Here is a 17,526-nt window from a genome sequence, read left to right on the forward strand (position 1 = left end):
AAGAGACAGCCGTCACGCTGTCCCTGGCCACCGTCGTGTGCGGGCCGGGCAGCGTGTCCGACCACCGGCAGGCCGCCGCGTGTCTGGCACCGCTGAAGAAGGCCGCGAAGTCCTTGCGCGGGGCGAGTTGGGTGCTCGGGCGGGCGGGGCTGCCCGGACACGAGATCCGGCGTGGCACCGGAGCGACTCCCGCCCAGGTGGGATACGCGGCCGTGGAACCACTCGGCTGACCGCGGCACCGGCACGCGTTTGCCGGGCCCCCCGCTCGGGGGGGCGCCCCACTGGGGGCCCCGCGCCCCCCGCCCGGGGTTGGGGGGCGCCGCCGGCGGGGGCGCGCTGGGCCCCCCCGGCGGCACGGCCCACATGTTCATCGACCGGGCGAGCGGCTGTCACCGATGCCGTCCACGACCTTGACGCTCCCAGAGTGCCGGTGAACACTTCCCGGTGTCGGTCGACATCGCCGTACATTCTCGGCGTTATCAGGCACTGCGCCGCGGGCCTTCTCTGAGCCATGGCCCGTTCGCCAGGGGCGGTTCGGCCACGACGGCACGCTCGTCACGGACGCCGGGGCGGGGCGCGGGACTTCCCTGCCTTCGGCTGAAGTCGCCAGGGGAACCCGTTCCTGCTCGAAGTACCGGGGCCGAACCCCCGGGCCAGCGTCTAGGAGCCGCCATGAGCAACGGAGACATATTCGTCGGCGAGATCATCGGCACCGCCATCCTGATCCTCTTCGGTGCCGGCGTCTGCGCCGCCGTCACCCTCAGATACTCCAAGGCGCGGGCCTCGGGGTGGGTCGTGATCGCCTTCGGCTGGGGATTCGGCGTGCTGGCGGGCGCGTACACCGCCGCTCCCCTCTCCGGCGGGCACCTCAACCCGGCCGTCACCATCGGAATCGCCGTCGACACCGGCAAGTGGGACAAGGTCTGGGTGTACCTGCTGGGCCAGATCGTCGGCGCGATGCTCGGCGCCGTACTGGCCTACCTGGTCTATCTCGCCCAGTTCCAGGCGAACGTCGAGAAGGAGGGTTCACCGGAGGAACCGACGCCGACCCTCGGCATCTTCTCCACCATCCCGGAGATCCGGAATCCGGTCGCCAACCTCATCACGGAGATCATCGCGACGATCTCGCTCGTGCTGCCCATCCTCGCCTTCGGGCTGACCAAGGGGCTCGGCGAGTCCGGCACCACCGTGCTCATCGTCTCGTTGCTCGTCGTCGGCATCGGACTCTCCCTCGGCGGGCCCACCGGCTATGCCATCAACCCGGCACGCGACCTCGGCCCACGCATCGTGCACACCTTCCTGCCGATCCCCAACAAGGGGACGTCCGACTGGGGTTACGCCTGGATCCCGGTCGCCGGCCCACTGATCGGCGGAGCGCTCGCGGGCCTCATCTACAACGTAGCCTTCTGACTCAGCGACCAAGGGGCAGCCATGACGGACACCGTCGAAAAGTACGTTGCCGCAATCGACCAGGGCACCACCTCGAGCCGCTGCATCATCTTCGACCACGGTGGCGCGATCGTCGCCGTCGACCAGCGCGAGCACCGCCAGATCTTCCCCAAGCCGGGCTGGGTGGAGCACGACGCCACCGAGATCTGGTCCAAGGTGCAGGCCGTCGTCGCCGGAGCGATCGCCAAGGCCGGACTGCGCGCCGACCAGCTCAGCGCACTCGGCATCACCAACCAACGGGAGACGACGGTCCTGTGGGACCGCGCCACGGGCAAGCCGGTACACAACGCGATCGTCTGGCAGGACACCCGCACGGCGGCCCTGTGCAACCAGCTGGGCGGTACCGACGGGCAGGACCGCTTCCGGGAGCAGACCGGACTGCCGCTGGCGAGCTACTTCTCCGGTCCCAAGGCCGCCTGGCTGCTGGACAACGTGCCGGGCCTCAGGGACCGCGCCGAGCGCGGTGAGATCGCCTTCGGGACCATCGACTCCTGGCTGATCTGGAACCTCACCGGAGGCATCGACGGCGGACAGCACGTCACCGACGTGACGAACGCCGGCCGCACCATGCTGATGAACCTGGAGACCCTCCAGTGGGACCCGTCCATCCTGGCCGCGATGAACGTGCCCGAGGCCGTCCTCCCGGAGATCAGGTCCTCGGCCGAGGTGTACGGCACCGCCGTCGGCCAGCTCGCGGGTGTTCCCGTCGCCTCGGCGCTGGGCGACCAGCAGGCGGCGGTGTTCGGGCAGGCCTGCTACGACGTCGGGACGGCCAAGAACACCTACGGCACCGGCAGCTTCCTGCTGCTCAACACCGGCAACCGGCCGGTGCCCTCGAAGAGCGGGCTGCTGACGACCATGGGCTACAAGATCGGCGGCGAGGCGCCGGTCTACTGTCTGGAGGGCTCCATCGCGATAACGGGTGCGCTGGTCCAGTGGTTCCGCGACCAGCTCGGCATCATCCGCACCGCCGACGAGATCGAGTCGCTGGCGGCGAGCGTCGAGGACAACGGCGGTGCGTACATCGTGCCCGCCTTCTCGGGCCTGTTCGCGCCCTACTGGCGCTCCGACGCGCGCGGGGTCGTCACCGGACTGACCCGGTACGTCACCAAGGCCCACCTCGCCCGCGCCGTGCTGGAGGCCACGAGCTGGCAGACGCGTGAGGTCGTGGACGCCATGTACCAGGACTCCGGGGTGCACATCACGACCCTCAAGGTCGACGGCGGCATGACGAAGAACAACCTGCTCATGCAGCACCAGGCCGATGTGCTCGGCGTGCCGGTGATCCGGCCCAGGGTCTCCGAGACGACCTGTCTGGGCGCCGCGTACGCGGCCGGTCTGGCGACCGGGGTGTGGAACGACCTCGACGAACTCAAGTCGCACTGGCAGAAGGACGTGGAGTGGACGCCCGCCATGGAGGCGTCGGTGCGCGACCGCGAGTACCGGAACTGGCGCAAGGCCGTGGAGAAGAGCTTCGGCTGGCTGGAGGACGGCGACAGCTAGCGAGGCCGGCGCGCACGCGCGTGCCGTGTGAACGAGGCACGGGCGCGTGGGGCCGCCCACAGGAGCGCGGCCCGTACCCCGGTCGGCGGGGGTACGGGCCGTGCGCGCGCGTCAGGTGCTGACCGTCTGGCGGTGGGCGGCCGCGTACGCCATCGCATGCCGGACCACCCCGATGAGCACCTCCTTGACCGACTCGCGGTCGCGGGCGTCGCACAGCACCAGCGGCACGTCGTCGTCGAGGTCGAGGGCCCGGCGGACGTCGTCCGCCGGATAACGGGCGGCTCCCTCGAAGCAGTTGACGCCGACGAGGAAGGGTATGGAGCGCCGCTCGAAGTAGTCGACGGCGGCGAAGCAGTCCTCCAGGCGCCGGGTGTCGGCGAGCACGACGGCGCCCAGCGAGCCCTCGGACAGCTCGTCCCACATGAACCAGAACCGCTCCTGCCCGGGTGTGCCGAAGAGGTACAGGGTCAGGTCCTCGCGCAGTGTGATGCGGCCGAAGTCCATGGCCACGGTGGTGGTGTGCTTGCCCTCCACACCGCTCGTGTCGTCGACCGGGCGCCCGGCCTCGGTGAGCAGCTCCTCTGTGCGCAGCGGCCTGATCTCGCTGACGGCGCCGACCAGGGTGGTCTTGCCCACGCCGAAGCCGCCGGCCACCAGGATCTTGAGCGTGACAGGCTCGACCGGGGGCTTGCCGCGCTCAGAACGCCCGAAGGTCATCGATCTCTTCTCCTGCTTGATGGGGGTCGGGCGACGGCGGGCCGTAGCCCCCGCCACCAGGGGTTTCGATGACGAGCACGTCGCCCGGGCCGACGTCCGCCGAGTCGCTTCCGGCGAGTTCGGTCACCGTGCCGTCGGCCCGCTCCACCCGGTTGGCACCGAGTTCGCCGGGGTGGCCGCCCGCCATGCCGTACGGCGGGACCCGGCGGTGCTGGCACAGCGTGGAGACGGTCATCGGCTCCTCGAACCGGATACGGCGTACCGCGCCGTCTCCGCCGCGCCAGCGCCCGGCGCCGCCGCTCCCCCGCCGGAGCGCGAACTCGTCGAGCCGCACGGGCAGCCGCCACTCCAGGACTTCCGGGTCGGTCAGCCGCGAGTTGGTCATATGGGTCTGGACGACGCTCGCGCCGGCGAAGCCGTCGCCCGCGCCGGATCCGGAGGCGACGGTCTCGTAGTACTGGTGCCGTTCGTTGCCGAAGGTGACGTTGTTCATGGTCCCGGACCCCTCGGCCTGCACGCCGAGGGCCCCGTAGAGGGCGCCGGTGACGGCCTGCGAGGTCTCGACGTTGCCGGCGACGACGGCGGCGGGCGGCTCGGGCGCGAGCATCGAGCCGGCGGGGACGACGATCTCCAGAGGCCGCAGGCAGCCGTCGTTGAGCGGGATGTCGTCGGCGACCAGGGTGCGGAAGACGTAGAGGACCGCCGCGTTCACCACCGAGAAGGGAGCGTTGAAGTTGGTGCCGAGCTGTGCGGCCGTACCGGTGAAGTCGATCGTCGCGCGGCGGTTGTCGCGGTCCACGCGCACGCGTACGCGGATGACGGCGCCGGAGTCGGTCTCGTAGGCGTACTCGCCGTCGTCCAGTGCGTCGATGACACGGCGCACGGCCTCTTCGGCATTGTCCTGGACGTGCCGCATGTAGGCCTGGACGACGTCGAGGCCGAAGTCCTCGATCATGCGGGCGACCTCGTCGACGCCCTTGCGGTTGGCGGCGATCTGGGCCCGCAGATCGGCGAGGTTGGTCCCTGGGTTGCGGGAGGGGTACGGCGCCTCGGTGAGCAGGCACAGGGTCTCCTCCTCGCGGAAGCGGCCGTTCTCGGCGAGCAGCCAGTTGTCGAAGAGGACCCCCTCCTCCTCGATGGTGCGGCTGTTCGCGGGCATGGAGCCGGGTGCGATGCCACCGATCTCGGCGTGGTGGCCGCGGGATGCGACGTAGAAGAGGATCCGGTCACCCTGCGTGTCGAACACGGGCGTGATGACGGTGACGTCCGGCAGGTGGGTGCCGCCGTGGTACGGGTCGTTCACGGCGTAGGTGTCGCCCGGCCGCATGCAGTCGCCGCGCCGCCGGATGACCTCCTTGACGCTGGTGCCCATCGAGCCCAGGTGGACGGGGATGTGGGGGGCGTTGGCCACCAGGTTTCCGTCCGGGTCGAACAGGGCGCAGGAGAAGTCCAGGCGTTCCTTGATGTTGACGGACTGGGCCGTGGACTCCAGCCGGGCGCCCATCTGTTCGGCGATGGACATGAAGAGGTTGTTGAAGACCTCGAGCAGGACGGGGTCGGCCTTCGTGTCGAGATCGGAACTCTGTGTAATCGCCGCGCGTTCCATGACCAGATGCCCGTCGTCGGTCGTCTCGGCCCGCCAGCCGTCGTCGACGACGGTCGTCGCACCGGCCTCGGTGATGATCGCGGGGCCGGTGACGGATTCGCCGGGGGTCATGGCCTCGCGGCGGTGGAGGGGGACGTCGCGCCAGGCGCCGCCGGTGTGGAGCCGGACGGTCCCAGGGGCGGCGGAGCGGTCCTCGTGGGTGACGAGGGCGGACAGATCGGGGGGTGCGGTGATGCCGGTGGCTTCGACGGAGAGGGCCTCGACGACGATCGGGCGGTCGAGCGCGAAGGAGTACGTGGCGCGATGACGTTCTTCGAAGGTGTGTTTCATGGTGTCGGGCTCGGTCAGCTCGACGGTGAGGGTGGTGTCCGTGCCGTCGTAGCGGAGCTGGGCACGGCGGACGACCCTGATCCGGTCCTCGGGGACGTCCTCGGCGAGGAGTTCGGCGCGGGCCGCGCCCTCGAGGTCGTCGGCGGTCTTGCGCACGCCGGGCATCGAGGCGGCTTCCAATGGTGCCTCGACGGACTGTTCGCGCATGGCCGTGGTGTCGGCGAGGCCGATGCCGAGCGCGGAGAGTACACCGGCCATGGGAGGCACGAGGACGGTGCGGATACCGAGCGAGTCGGCGACCATGCACGCGTGCTGACCGCCCGCGCCGCCGAAGGTGGTGAGGACGTAGCGCGTGACGTCGTGGCCCTTCTGGACGGAGATCCGCTTCACGGCGTTGGCGATGTTCGCGACGGCGATCTGCAGGTAGCCCTCGGCCACCTGTTCAGGGGTGCGGTCGTCCCCGGTCCGCTCACGGATCTCGCGGGCGAGGTCGGTGAAGCGGTCGCGCACGAGGGCGTCGTCCAGAGGCTGGTCGCCGTCGCGGCCGAACACCTTGGGGAAGTGGGCGGACTGGATGCGGCCGAGCATCACGTTGGCGTCGGTGACGGCGAGCGGGCCGCCGCCGCGGTAGCAGGCCGGTCCCGGGTCCGCCCCCGCCGAGTCCGGCCCCACCCGGTAGCGGGAGCCGTCGAAGTGCAGGACCGAGCCCCCTCCGGCGGCCACGGTGTGGATGTCGAGCATGGGGGCACGCAGCCGGACGCCGGCGATCTGCGTGGTGAAGACGCGTTCGTACTCGCCCGCGAAGTGCGAGACGTCGGTGGAGGTGCCTCCCATGTCGAAGCCGATCACTCGGTCGAAGCCGGCGAGCTGCGACATGCGGGCCATGCCGACGATGCCGCCCGCCGGCCCGGACAGGATGGCGTCCTTGCCGCGGAACTGGCCGGCTTCGGCGAGTCCGCCGTTGGACTGCATGAACATCAGCCGCACCCCCTGGAGCTCGTCGGCCACGCGCTGGACGTAGCGGCGGAGCACGGGCGACAGGTAGGCGTCGACCACGGCGGTGTCCCCGCGCGGGACGAGTTTCATCAGCGGGCTGACCTCGCTGGACAGCGAGATCTGCGGGAAGCCCGTGCGGGCGGCCAGCCGGCCGATCGCCCGTTCGTGAGCGGGGTGCAGATGGCTGTGCATGCAGACGACTGCGACCGCGCGGATTCCGTCGTCGTACGCCTCCTGGAGCGGGCCCGCGAGGGCGTCCAGGTCGGGTGGCGTCAGAACGGTGCCGTCGGCCGCGATCCGCTCGTCGGCCTCGATGACCCGCTCGTAGAGAAGTTCGGGCAGTTCGATGTGGCGGGCGAAGATCCGCGGGCGGTTCTGGTAGGCGATGCGCAGGGCGTCGCGGAAGCCGCGAGTGATGACGAGGAGGGTGCGCTCGCCCCTGCGCTCCAGCAGCGCGTTGGTGGCGACCGTGGTGCCCATGCGGACGGCCTCGACGGGCTCGTCGGAGCCGTCGAGCAGCGTGCGGACGCCGGCCACGGCCGCGTCGGCGTACCGGGCCGGATTGTCCGACAGCAGTTTGCGGGTGAGCAGCCGGCCGTCCGGGCGTCGCGCGACGATGTCGGTGAAGGTGCCGCCTCGGTCGACCCAGAACTGCCAGCCTGTCACGTCACTACTCCGCTTCCGCGCCGGTCACAGCGCCCGGAGGCCGTTGATCACGTCGCGCAGAATACTCTCGTCCGGCAGCTCAGCCGGGGGAACGGGACGCGTCACGTGGACGAGTTCCTCGTGTACGAGGTCGCCGACGAGGACCCGTACGACTCCGACGGGCAGATCGAGTTCGGCGGCGAGTTCGGCGACCGACTGCGGGGCGTCACGGCAGAGTTCGACGATGTCCACGTGTTCCGGGGACAGTGTCTGGTCCGCTTCCGGATCGTCCGCGTGGGACTCCGTCACGACCACCGCGATCAGGTCGAGGCGGTGCTGGGCCGCACTGGTGGTGCGGCCGCGTGTCATGGCGTACGGACGGACGACCGGTCCGGCCTCGTCGTCGAACCAGTGGTTTCTTCCCTGACCGTCTCCGCTCATGTCATCCCACTACCCGCCCGCGGGCAGATCGGTGCGCGGAGCGGCGCCCAGATGCACACCGACCCGCTTGACGAGCAGGGTCATCTCGTAGGCGACCTGGCCGACGTCGGAGTCCGCGTCCGAGAGGACGGCGAGGCAGCTGCCGTCACCGGCGGCCGTCACGAACAGGAACGCGTCGTCGAGTTCGACGACCGTCTGCCGGACGCTGCCCGCCTCGAAGTGGCGGCCCACGCCCTTGGCCAGGCTGTGGAATCCGGAGGCGACGGCGGCGAGGTGCTCACTGTCCTCCCTGGTCAGGTCCTTGGACACCCCTGTGGGCAGACCGTCGCCGGACAGCACGACGGCCTTGCGGATGCTTGCGACGCGGTCGACGAGCTCGTCGAGGAGCCAGTTGAGCTCGCCCTTGTTCGTCGCGATGTGGCCGGTCGTCTTCGGTGCGGTCATCAACCGTCCCCCTTTGTCGTTCCTTGTGCTGGGCCGTTCCGGGCCCCGTCGCCCGCGGCGTTCTCCTCCCGGCCGCGCTGCCAGCCGCGCTGGAGCGAGGCCATACGGCTGCGTACCTCGTCGGCGTCACGCTCTGCGGGTTCCGCCGGGCGTGTGGTCCGCCGTTCCGGCTCCTGCCTCAGCTGCGGAGCCAGGTTGGCCTGGCGTACGCGCCTGGGCAGCGGTCCAGAGCCGAGTCCGGAGTCGTTGGGGGTACCGGCGGCGGGCGGGGCGGTGTCGCGCGGTCCGCGGCCGGAAGGGATCTCGGAGCGTCGGGTCCGCCGGGGCAGGGCGGGAGCCTCGGACGGCTCGGCGTGGCCGGCGGTCGGGATCTCCGCGCGCTCGTCCACGTGGCCGGCGAGTCCGGTACCGGGACGCGGGGAAACCTCGCCTCGGCGTCGGGTCGGCAGCGGTGCCAGGCCGTCCGGATCGGAGCGGCGCGGTCCCGTGGGCGCCTCTCCGACCGCTTGACCACGCCGGGAGCGCTGCTCGGTGACGGGTCTGCCGTGCGAGCTGACCAGCTTGGGGGTCCCCCGGCGGGGCAGCGGCACAGGGCCGCTCGGGCGCTCCTCGGACTCGAAGCGGCCGGCGGCACCGGGGGGCTGCCGGTGGGGCTCACCGGGTCGGGCCGGGGTGTCGTCGTCCGCGTGGGCGATGGAGCGGCGGGGGCGGAAGAGTCCGCCGCGTTCGCTGTCCTCGTCGGCGAGGGAGCCCGGGAAGTCGTCGAGCGCGTCCAGGTCGACGGGCGCCTCCAGTTCCACCGGCCCGTCCAGGAGCGAGGGCGACAGACCTGGCAGCGGCACCGGCATCTGGGCCAGCGCGGCGCTGCGGCGCTGCTCCAGTTCGGCTTCCTTGGAGGGGCGGTCCCGGTCGAGGCGGAAGCCGATCCCGTTGGTGTCGGGGACGTCGTCGGTCAGCAGCACGTCGGGGATGAAGACGACCGCCGTGGTGCCGCCGTACGGAGAGGGCTGCAGCGAGACGCGGACGTTCTGGCGCTGGGCGAGGCGGCTGACCACGAAGAGTCCGAGCCGGTCGGTGTCGGAGAGTTCGAACTCGGGTGTCTCGGCGAGCCGGAGGTTGGCGTCCAGCAGCGCTTCGGCCGCCATGCCGAGACCCCGGTCGTGGATCTCCAGGGTGAAGCCGTTCGCGACGCGCTCACCGAGCACCTGCACGGCGGTGTGCGGCGGGGAGAACACCGTCGCGTTCTCGAGGAGTTCAGCGACCAGATGGGTGATGTCGGCGACGGCCGGACCGGTGACGGCGGTCCGGGGCAGCCTGCGGACCTCGATGCGTTCGTAGTCCTCGACCTCGGCGACGGCCGCGCGGACTATGTCCATCAGCTGCACGGGCTTGCGCCACTGCCGCGAGGGGGCGGCCCCGGAGAGGATCACCAGACCCTCGGCGTGCCGGCGCATACGTGTGGTCAGGTGGTCGAGACGGAAGAGGTCGGCGAGTTCGTCGGTGTCCTCGGTCCTGCGTTCCATCGTGTCGAGGAGGGTGAGCTGCTTGTGCAGCAGCACCTGGCTGCGGCGGGCGAGGTTGACGAAGACCTCGGAGACGCCGGAGCGGAGTTCGGCCTGCTTGACGGCCGCCTCGACGGCGGCGCGCTGGAGGGTGTTGAGGGCCTGGCCGACCTCGCCGATCTCGTTCTTGTCGTACTCCAGGCGTGGCGCCTCGGTCTCCACGTCGACCTGTTCGCCCGCGGACAGCCGGCGCATCACGCTGGGCAGCCGGACGCCGGACGCCTCGTGCGCCTCGAGGCGCAGTTGGCGCAGGTCCCGGATGAGGGCACGGCCGACGCGTACGGACAGGACGACGGAGAGCAGGAGGGCCACGAGTCCGAGCAGTCCGGCGACGGCCGCCTGGGCGATGACACCCACGCCCACGGGGCGGACACGGTCCTGGTAGCGGTCGCCGGCCTGGTCGTCGAGGGTGTGGAGTTCGTCGAGGACGTTGGCCGCGGCGGCGTCCCAGCTCTTGGCAGTCACGCCGTGCGGCGTGCCGGATCCGGTGTCGACGACGCTCTGTTCGGCCACGCGCAGCGGGGCGGTGGTCGCGTTCTTCCAGAAGCGCTCGTAGCGGTCGCGTTCCGAGGCGGGAAGCAGCGGGAGGCTGATGTCGTAGAGCAGGGTGCGCTGGGCGACGAGGTCGGAGATGTCGCGGGTCTCGTCGCGGGAGAGCTTGCCCACCACCAGGGCGGAGCCGAGCAACGCGTCCTCCCGGGAGAGGAGTTCACGCGCGCGCGTGATGTTGACCAGGGCGCGGGCCTGTTCGTCCATCTCGACGTCGTCGATGCCGTCGAGGCTCGCCAGGAGGGAGAAGCAGGGGTCGACGACCCGGTTGTAGCGGTCGAGGGCCTGGGCGCGGGTGACCGTGCCCTCCTCGACGCTGCGCCTGAGGGAGTCGACGCTGTCGAAGGCGTCCAGGACCGCGGTGATGCGCTCGCTGTCGTCCGCGTCGAGGGATCCGCGGATGTCGGAGTCCTTGGTGTTCTTCCGGATCTTGGCGATGGCCTTGTCGCTGGCCGTCCGGGTGCGGCGCAGGGCCGAGAGCGCGTCGGAGGCCCGGCGGTCGGCGAGGTAGACGAGGGTCTGACGGCGTTCCTGCTGCAGCACGCGGACGGTGTCCTCGGTGGGATAGCCGAGGTGTTGCACGACGTCCGAGACCCGGAAAAGCCGGGCGGCTTCCCGCCCCGTGAGTACCGTTGCGAAGCCCCAGATGACGGTCAGGGACACCAGCGGCACGAGAAGCAGCGCCACGATCTTCCGGCGGATCGACTTCCCGCGAAAGCGCATGGCCTCCCCCAGCTCGACCCCCGCCGATCGGGGGTACACATGTGCGTCAACAAACGGCGCGAGCCTACTACCGTCACGCGACTATCTCGAAGACGCGTCCGGAAGCCGAACCTCCGCACCGCAGGCGGGACATGGCGAGTTGTCCGGGCATTGCGGGAGATTGCCACCCCGATTCCGGCGACCGCCGCCGGAAGGGAGCCGTTGGTCACGTCGGCCCGGTTGGCCGGAATTCTTCGGCAGTTGGGAATCTTCTCGGCATGTCGTGCGTCCTTCTCTACGGGAATCAGGTGCGGAATCGGCCACAGGTGCCGCATCGCGCAACTGGGCGGCGTAAAACAGCGCAAGCCGGGCAGCCACAGGGGAGCGGTGTCGTCGGACACCGGAGCGAGCGGGCTGCCGGCGGTGGGGAGTGACACGGTGATGGGCACGGCGGAGCGGCACGAGGCACCCGAGAGCGGCGTGAGAGCGGGCGCGACGACGCGACGGACTGCGGAGGCGCCGGATCGCGACATTCCGTCGCAGCGACGGGATCCAGAGTTTGCGCAGTCGCAAGAGCAGCCGCCTTACAGGCCGTTGTGGATCGAGGAGCCAGCACGGCGGCGCCGCATGCCCGATCCGGTACGTACGGCGGCCGTGCGGGCGGTACTGCTCATCTCTGTGACGCTGATTCAGGCCATGGTGGCGTTCCTGTGCACGCTGGCCGGGTCCTGGCTGGCGTTCCCGATGGTGATCAGCAGTGTGGCCGGCACCGTTGTCGCCACGTGGGGCGTGGTCGACATCTGGGTGACGCGGCAGGTGTGGAACCAGCGCAACGGCGTGGTGTCGGAACCGAGCAGCACGGCCCGGTCGCTGCGGCGTGAGCGGCGCGCGGCCCGGCGGCAGGCACGGGCCGCCGGGCTCGAGCGGGAGCGCATAGGCCGCCGGGGCGGCACCGGGCAGTTGTCGCACCCCTGAAGCCCGGCCGCTCGCCCCGCCCTCACCCCTGCGGCGCGCTCGGCGTCGGGCGCTTGAACATCCGCGTCGCGGTGATCTCGCTGTGGACGGCTTCCCCGGCAGGCGCCTGCTGGGGCAGTCCGGGCCGCAGGTGCTCCTCCACGCTGATGTACTTCAGCCCCGCGCGCAGGTCCGCGTCGTTGCGGAGCCGGATGACCAGCGGGAACTCGGCCAGCGCGGTCGTGTCGAACAGGCCTGTGGTGTAGAGGAGCTGGACTCCGAGCGCGTCCGACACGGCCCGCTGGAGCTCCAGCAGATATGTGGCGTTGGCACGGCCGATGGGGTTGTCGAGGAACAGCGTGCCGGCGTGACGGTGCTTGTCACGGCCCCGGTCGTTGCTCCTGAGTGCCGCCATGGTGCAGTAAAGGGCGATGGCGGCGGTGAGCAGCTGGCCGCCGGAGAAGACGTCGCCCATCTGACCGACGGGGACGCGCTCGGCGCGCAGTACGGCGTCGGGCTTGAGGATCTCGACCGCGACTCCCTTGGGCTGGAGTGCGGCAGCCACGCCCCGCAGCAGCAGGGACATGCCGTCGCGCCGCAGGTCGGAGTTCTTCTTCACCGCGGCCCGGGTCGCCTCGTCGATCACCTCGCCCAGCCGGTCGGTCAGTGTCGCCTGGTCGGGCTCCTCGAAGCGGATACGCAGGAACTCCTGGCCGGACCACTCGCCCAGTCCCTCGGGCAGGCGGGACAGCCGCTGTGCGGAACGCAGCGTGGTCAGGGCCGACTCGACCAGCCCCCGGAGCCGGTCCACGATCGAGTCCCTGTTGCGTTCCAGCTGGGCCAACTCGTCCGTGAGGACCCGGAGCCGGGGCGCGAAGGCGTCCGCCCACTTCTGGGCGTGCTCGGGCAGCGCGGAGGCCGGCAGCTCACGGATCTGCTGACGGGCGGGGGTGCGGACCTGCTCGTAGCGGGTGGAGTTGGCGTGCCGTACGAGGACGTCGCTCGCCTCGCGCACGGAGGACTCGGCGGCGGACAGGTCTGCGGCGCAGCCGCGCAGCGAGCGGCGGGCCTCGGCGGCCGAGTGCCGGGCCTCCTCCAGGCTGCCGGGGTAGGGCTCCGGCTCCTCCTGCTCTTCCTCGGGGGCGTGTTCACGCAGCAGGTCACGGAGCATCGCGGCGACCTCGTCGAAGCCGCCGGCGGCGTCCTCGGCGGCCCGGTGGGCCTCAAGGAGTTCGGCGTGCGCCTCGCGTGCCTGGGCCAACGCCTCGGTGCGGGAGGCGAGTTCCGCGGTGGTGGTGCGCAGCAGCGCCTGTGCGTGCTCGGCGTCGCGCGGGAGGAGTTCCTCGGGCAGCCCGGTGTGCGCCTCGCCGTCCTCGGGCGCGTGCCGCTCGGCCTCGCCGCGCAGCCGTCCGAGCTGTTCGCTCGCGGTCGACATACGGGTCTCCAGGAGCTGCACGAGCTCCTCCGCGCGTGCGGCGGCGGCCTGCCGTGACGGTCCGTCGGAGCCGTCGGGCGACTGCAACAGCTGCTCGGCCCGGGTACGGACCTTGTTGCTGAGCCGGTCCAGCTCGGCACGTGCCGCGCTCTCGTCGCTCTCCGCGCGGGCCTGCTCTGCGCGCAGGTCGGCACCGACGCCCACCTTCTCGTAGACCTGGGAGGCGGCCCGATAGGCCTCGCGGAGGGCGGGCAGGGACGCCTTGGGCCCGTCCGTGTCGTCCTCGGATACGTCGTCGGGGGCGCCCGCGATCTCCGCGCGCTCGGCGCGCAGCGCACGGGCGGTGCGCCGGGCGTCGTCGGCGGCGCGCTGGGCGGCACGGCGGTCCTCGTCGGCGGCGCGGGCCCGTTCCAGGCAGACCTGGGCGTGGGCCTCCGACTCGGTCGCCTCGTCGGCGAGTTCGCGCAGCCTGGCCTGCCAGCCGGAGCGCTCGCGCAGCCGGAAGGCGAGTCCGGCGAGGGCGTCGGCGGCGCGCCTGGCCTTCTGTGCGGCCTCCTGCCGCTCGTCGCGCACCTGCGCCGCCTCGGCGGCGGCCTCGTCGGCCTCCGCCCGTACGGTGCGCGCCTCGGCCAGCTCGGCCTCGGACTCCTCGGCGAACGCACGCGAGTCCCGGGCGGCCTGGGCCAGCTCGGCGAGCCGGCCGGCCGGGCAGCCGGTGCGCCACGAGGCGAGCCGCGCCGCGAGTTCGCGGTCCTTGCCGAGCCGGGCGGCCAGCGTGCGGATCTCCTCGTCCCGCTCGGTCGCCCGCGCACGCAGCGCCTGCCGCTCCTCGTCGGCGGCGTGTTCGTCGTGCATGGCCGGGTTCGGCGGTACGAGGAACACGTCGCCGGTGTCCGAGCCGGTGGCCGGGGTGGGGGCGAGCAGGGCCGCGGCCGTGCCGACGGCCACGGCGGAGCGGGGCAGCAGCGCCGCGTTGCCGAGTGTCTCGCGGGCACGGGCGTGGCTGTCCGGGTCGGTGATGATCACACCGTCCACCAGCTCCGGCCGGGCGGCGAGCACGCGCGCGTGGTCGCCAGGGTCGACGGCCTGGGCGAGATAGCGCCAGCCGGGCAGGGCGGGGATGCCGTGCTCACCGAGGAACTCGACGGTGGCGAGCACGTCGGGACCGGGCGGCAGCAGGCCGCCGTCACCGAGCGCGCCGAGGATCCGGGCGTCGTCCGCCGCGGCCGTGCGCAGTTCGAAGAGGTGGCGTTCGGCGGAGGAGACGGTGTCGTCGAGCAGTTCGCGCAGTTCGTCGGCGAAGCGGTCCAGGTCCTCCGGGCTCATGGAGCCCCCGGCGTGGGGAGTGCCCGCGCCCGTGCCGTCGGGCCCGCCGGACGAGTCGGCCGCGGTACCCGCGCCCTGCGCCCCCGGGCCGTCCGCTCCGGTCCGGGGGCCGGGCACCCCGGCGCGCGTGGAGGCGGAGGTTCCCGGCAGGCCCAGCAGGTCGCCCAGGCGCTCCTCCCCCGCCAGCGTCTCGGCGAGACGGCGCTCGGCGTCGTACGCCCGCTCCGCCGCGGTGGCCGCGTCCGACGCGCGGGCCGCCGTCAGTTCCGCGCGGGACTCGGCGGAAGCGGCTTCGCGCGCGTGTTCCGTCGCCTTCCGGGAGGCCTCGCGGGCCACGTCCCAGGCGGCGACGGCCGACTTCTCGGCGTCGCTGGCGGCGAGGGCGGCGCGGGCGGGGTCGGCGTCGGGCGCGCTGTCGTCGAGCCAGCCCGCGCGCACGGCCTCGGCGGTCTCCTGCTCGACTTCGGTCAGGCGCTGGCGCAGATGTCCGGCCTCGCTGCGGGCGCGCTGTGCCTCGGTGGCGGCGGCGGTCGAGTCCCGGTATGCGGACTCGCCGGCCTCCTGCAGCCCTGCGGAGCGCTCCTCCCCCTCGTTGGCGAGGGTCTCGGCGCTCGCGGCGGCCGTGTGCAGGGCGCGTACGAGGTCCACGGCGGCCTTGGCACGGGCTGCCAGGGCCGGGGCCGCGTCCCGTTCGGCCTCCTTGATCGCGGCGGCCACGCGGGCGACCCGGTCGGCGGCGGCGCGATGGCGCAGCACGGCCTCGGCGGCCTGCCAGGCGGAGTGCAGCGTGCGGGCGTCGGCCAGCTCGCGCTTCTGCGCGGCGGCGGATTTCTCGCCCGCGGCCAGCGCCAGTGAGGCGTGCCGGTAGGCGAGCTCCGCGGCGATCAGCGCGCTGCGCTCCCGGGCGCCCTCGGAGTGGGTGACGGCGTAGGCGGCCGCCGTGACCCGCTGGGCCAGGTCGGCGGCGCGCACCCGTTCCCGTACGCCCCGGGCGGACAGTCGCCGTGCCAGTGTGCGCGTGCGGCGCTCGGCTCCGGTGTGGATGTCCCGCGCGCGTGCGCGGGCCTCGGCGGCCTCGACGATCCGCCCGAGCAGATCGACGGACCCGGCGGTGAAGTCGCGCTCGGCGATCAGCTCGGCGCGACGGCCCAGCTTGTTGCCGAAGCCGCTGACCAGGTCGGCGAGGCCGTCGGTGTCGCGGGTGTCGGTGACGGCGCGCAGCAGCAGGTCGGTGAAGTCGGAGTCCTTCTTCACCGCGAAGAGACCGGCGGCCTCGCCTTCGTCGGCATTCATCTCCCGCTGGTAGCGGAAGAGTTCGGGGTCGAGGCCGAGGTCGCCGAGGTGCTCGATCCAGCGGTCGTGGATCTCCTCCCAGTGCACCTCCAGGTGCGGGTAGGCCTTCGAGGCCTCGGTGATGGCGTCCCGGAAGCCCTTCATCGTGCGACGGCGTCCCTGGGCGCCGGAGACGCCCTCGACGGGCGGGCGTACGGCGGTGGCCTCGGCGACGGGGAGGTTGTCCAGGGTCAGTCCGGGGCCTGGCCGGAAGGAGTACCAGGCCTCGGCGAACTTCCGCGGGTCGTTGGAGACCTGGCGCCCGCGCCACTCGCTCACCTTGCCGACCACCACGCACTCGCCGGTGTGGGTGTGCTGCCACTCCAGCGCCACGTGTCCGCAGTCGTCGGCGAGCAGGAACTTGCGCAGAACGCCTGAGCTGGCGCCGCCGAGCGTGTTGCGATGGCCGGGCAGCATCACGGAGAAGATCAGCTTGAGCAGGACGGACTTGCCACCGCCGTTCTCCAGGAAGAGCACACCGGCCGGCGCGGGGCGGCGCGGCGGGCCGACCGGCTCCTCCTCGAAGAACTCCGCCTGCGTCGGGGCAGGGTCGGGCACCGGCTCGCCCACGCCCCGCAGGTCAAGCACGGTGTCGGCGTAGCGCGCACCGGCGGGCCCGATGGAGTAGAGGCGGACCCGGGACAGCTCGTACATGGCGGACTCTCGTCATAAGTCTTCGGAAGGTGCGGGGGGTTCGAATGCTTCGGGAGCGCCATCGGCTCCAGGAGCTTCGAGGGATGCAAGGGCCTCAGGAGTGGAACGGCAGTCCGGCTTCGGCCACCAGTTCCAGGTCCTCGGTGTCGTCGGCGGGCATCAGGCTCGCGGTGCCGTCGGTGACCGGGACAACGCCCAGGTCGAGGAGTTCGGCCATGGCGGCGCTGCCCGCCATGTCGCGCACCTGGAGCTGGTAGCGGGCGGTGGTGCGGTAGGTGCCGCCGTTGTCGTCGCCCGTGCGCTGCAGGAAGCCGGAGTCGGTGAGGAACGCGGCCGCCTTGCCGACGATGCCGGTCGTCGAACCGGCCAGCCGGCGGGCGTCCTTGGTGGCGCCGGCGGCGCTGCGTCTGGCCCAGATCCGCCAGGCGGCCTCCAGACCGGGCGCGTCGGTGGCGGGGTCGGTGTTCTCGCCCTGCTCCTCGGCCCGCTCCTCGAGGCGCCGGCAGGCCTGGCGGACGAAGGCGTCGACGCCGTTGACGGTGATCCGGCCGATGTACCCGTCGTCGGCGAGGTCCTCGGGCCGCGGGAACGCGAGGGCGGCGACGGCGAGATGGGCGAGCCCGTGCAGGAACCGGTCGCCGGAGTCGGTCGACGCGCGACGCGCGTAGTCGCCCATGCGCACGGCGAACACCGAGTCCTCGGCGGCGGTCACGGCCATGCCCGCGCGCGGGGAGACCTCCAGGACGACCAGCCCGAGCCCGGCCGCGACGGCGTCCGCGAGCCGCGCGAACGCCGGGTCCTCGCGGTACCGGCGCAGCAGCTCCGTGTACTCCTGGTCGCGGGCGGGGTGCTGCTTGGGCTGCTGCCCGAAGGCGACGAGC

General features: G+C 72.2%; 10 protein-coding genes and 1 pseudogene. 4 read left to right on the forward strand and 7 right to left on the reverse strand.

The genetic code is table 11. The features are described 5' to 3' along the window. The 3 genes and pseudogenes from ACFW2E_RS20510 to glpK form a co-directional block, all read left to right on the forward strand. A pseudogene (locus ACFW2E_RS20510) lies at positions 1 to 230 on the forward strand (diguanylate cyclase); the annotation flags it as partial. Between the two features lie 442 nt (positions 231 to 672). Then, positions 673 to 1,410, forward strand: coding sequence for an MIP/aquaporin family protein (locus ACFW2E_RS20515; RefSeq protein ID WP_384468354.1), 738 nt, complete (start codon positions 673 to 675; stop codon positions 1,408 to 1,410). A 21-nt stretch (positions 1,411 to 1,431) separates the two neighbouring features. Next, a complete protein-coding gene (gene glpK / locus ACFW2E_RS20520; protein WP_384468356.1) occupies positions 1,432 to 2,952 on the forward strand; it encodes a glycerol kinase GlpK in 1,521 nt (506 codons plus the stop codon). Positions 2,953 to 3,063: 111 nt separating this feature from the next. On the opposite strand, the gene ACFW2E_RS20525 is transcribed toward glpK, so the two are convergent. Genes ACFW2E_RS20525 through ACFW2E_RS20545 form a run of 5 tightly spaced genes read right to left on the reverse strand, consistent with a single transcriptional unit; the run spans position 3,064 to position 10,965 of the window. Then, complete coding sequence (locus ACFW2E_RS20525; protein ID WP_384468358.1) at positions 3,064 to 3,669, reverse strand: ATP/GTP-binding protein; 606 nt, start codon at positions 3,667 to 3,669, stop codon at positions 3,064 to 3,066. Continuing rightward, positions 3,650 to 7,267, reverse strand: coding sequence for a hydantoinase B/oxoprolinase family protein (locus ACFW2E_RS20530; protein ID WP_384468360.1), 3,618 nt, complete (start codon positions 7,265 to 7,267; stop codon positions 3,650 to 3,652). The genes ACFW2E_RS20525 and ACFW2E_RS20530 overlap by 20 nt, the downstream gene beginning before the upstream one ends. A gap of 24 nt (positions 7,268 to 7,291) precedes the next feature. After that, positions 7,292 to 7,687 (reverse strand): DUF742 domain-containing protein, encoded by a 396-nt coding sequence (locus tag ACFW2E_RS20535; protein ID WP_384468362.1) that lies wholly within the window; start codon positions 7,685 to 7,687, stop codon positions 7,292 to 7,294. Between the two features lie 9 nt (positions 7,688 to 7,696). Next, positions 7,697 to 8,131, reverse strand: coding sequence for a roadblock/LC7 domain-containing protein (locus tag ACFW2E_RS20540; protein WP_384468364.1), 435 nt, complete (start codon positions 8,129 to 8,131; stop codon positions 7,697 to 7,699). Then, positions 8,131 to 10,965: a nitrate- and nitrite sensing domain-containing protein gene (locus ACFW2E_RS20545; RefSeq protein ID WP_384468366.1), complete on the reverse strand. Its 2,835-nt coding sequence runs from the start codon at positions 10,963 to 10,965 to the stop codon at positions 8,131 to 8,133. The genes ACFW2E_RS20540 and ACFW2E_RS20545 overlap by 1 nt, the downstream gene beginning before the upstream one ends. 420 nt (positions 10,966 to 11,385) lie before the next feature. Here ACFW2E_RS20545 and ACFW2E_RS20550 point away from each other — a divergent pair, with 420 nt between their 5' ends. Next, on the forward strand, positions 11,386 to 11,919 hold the full coding sequence (locus ACFW2E_RS20550) for a hypothetical protein (RefSeq protein WP_384468371.1): 534 nt from the start codon (positions 11,386 to 11,388) through the stop codon (positions 11,917 to 11,919). A 22-nt stretch (positions 11,920 to 11,941) separates the two neighbouring features. Here ACFW2E_RS20550 and ACFW2E_RS20555 read toward each other — a convergent pair whose 3' ends face one another. Together ACFW2E_RS20555 and ACFW2E_RS20560 are read right to left on the reverse strand one after the other, a co-directional pair. Beyond that, the gene (locus ACFW2E_RS20555; protein WP_384468367.1) at positions 11,942 to 16,645 is read right to left on the reverse strand and encodes a hypothetical protein; all 4,704 of its coding nucleotides are present in this window, start codon (positions 16,643 to 16,645) and stop codon (positions 11,942 to 11,944) included. 94 nt (positions 16,646 to 16,739) lie between these two features. Continuing rightward, on the reverse strand, positions 16,740 to 17,526 hold a 787-nt coding region (locus ACFW2E_RS20560; RefSeq protein ID WP_384468369.1), incomplete at its 5' end, for a hypothetical protein.

The organism is Streptomyces sp. NPDC058964, from assembly GCF_042741275.1.
Classification (GTDB): Bacteria; Actinomycetota; Actinomycetes; order Streptomycetales; family Streptomycetaceae; genus Streptomyces.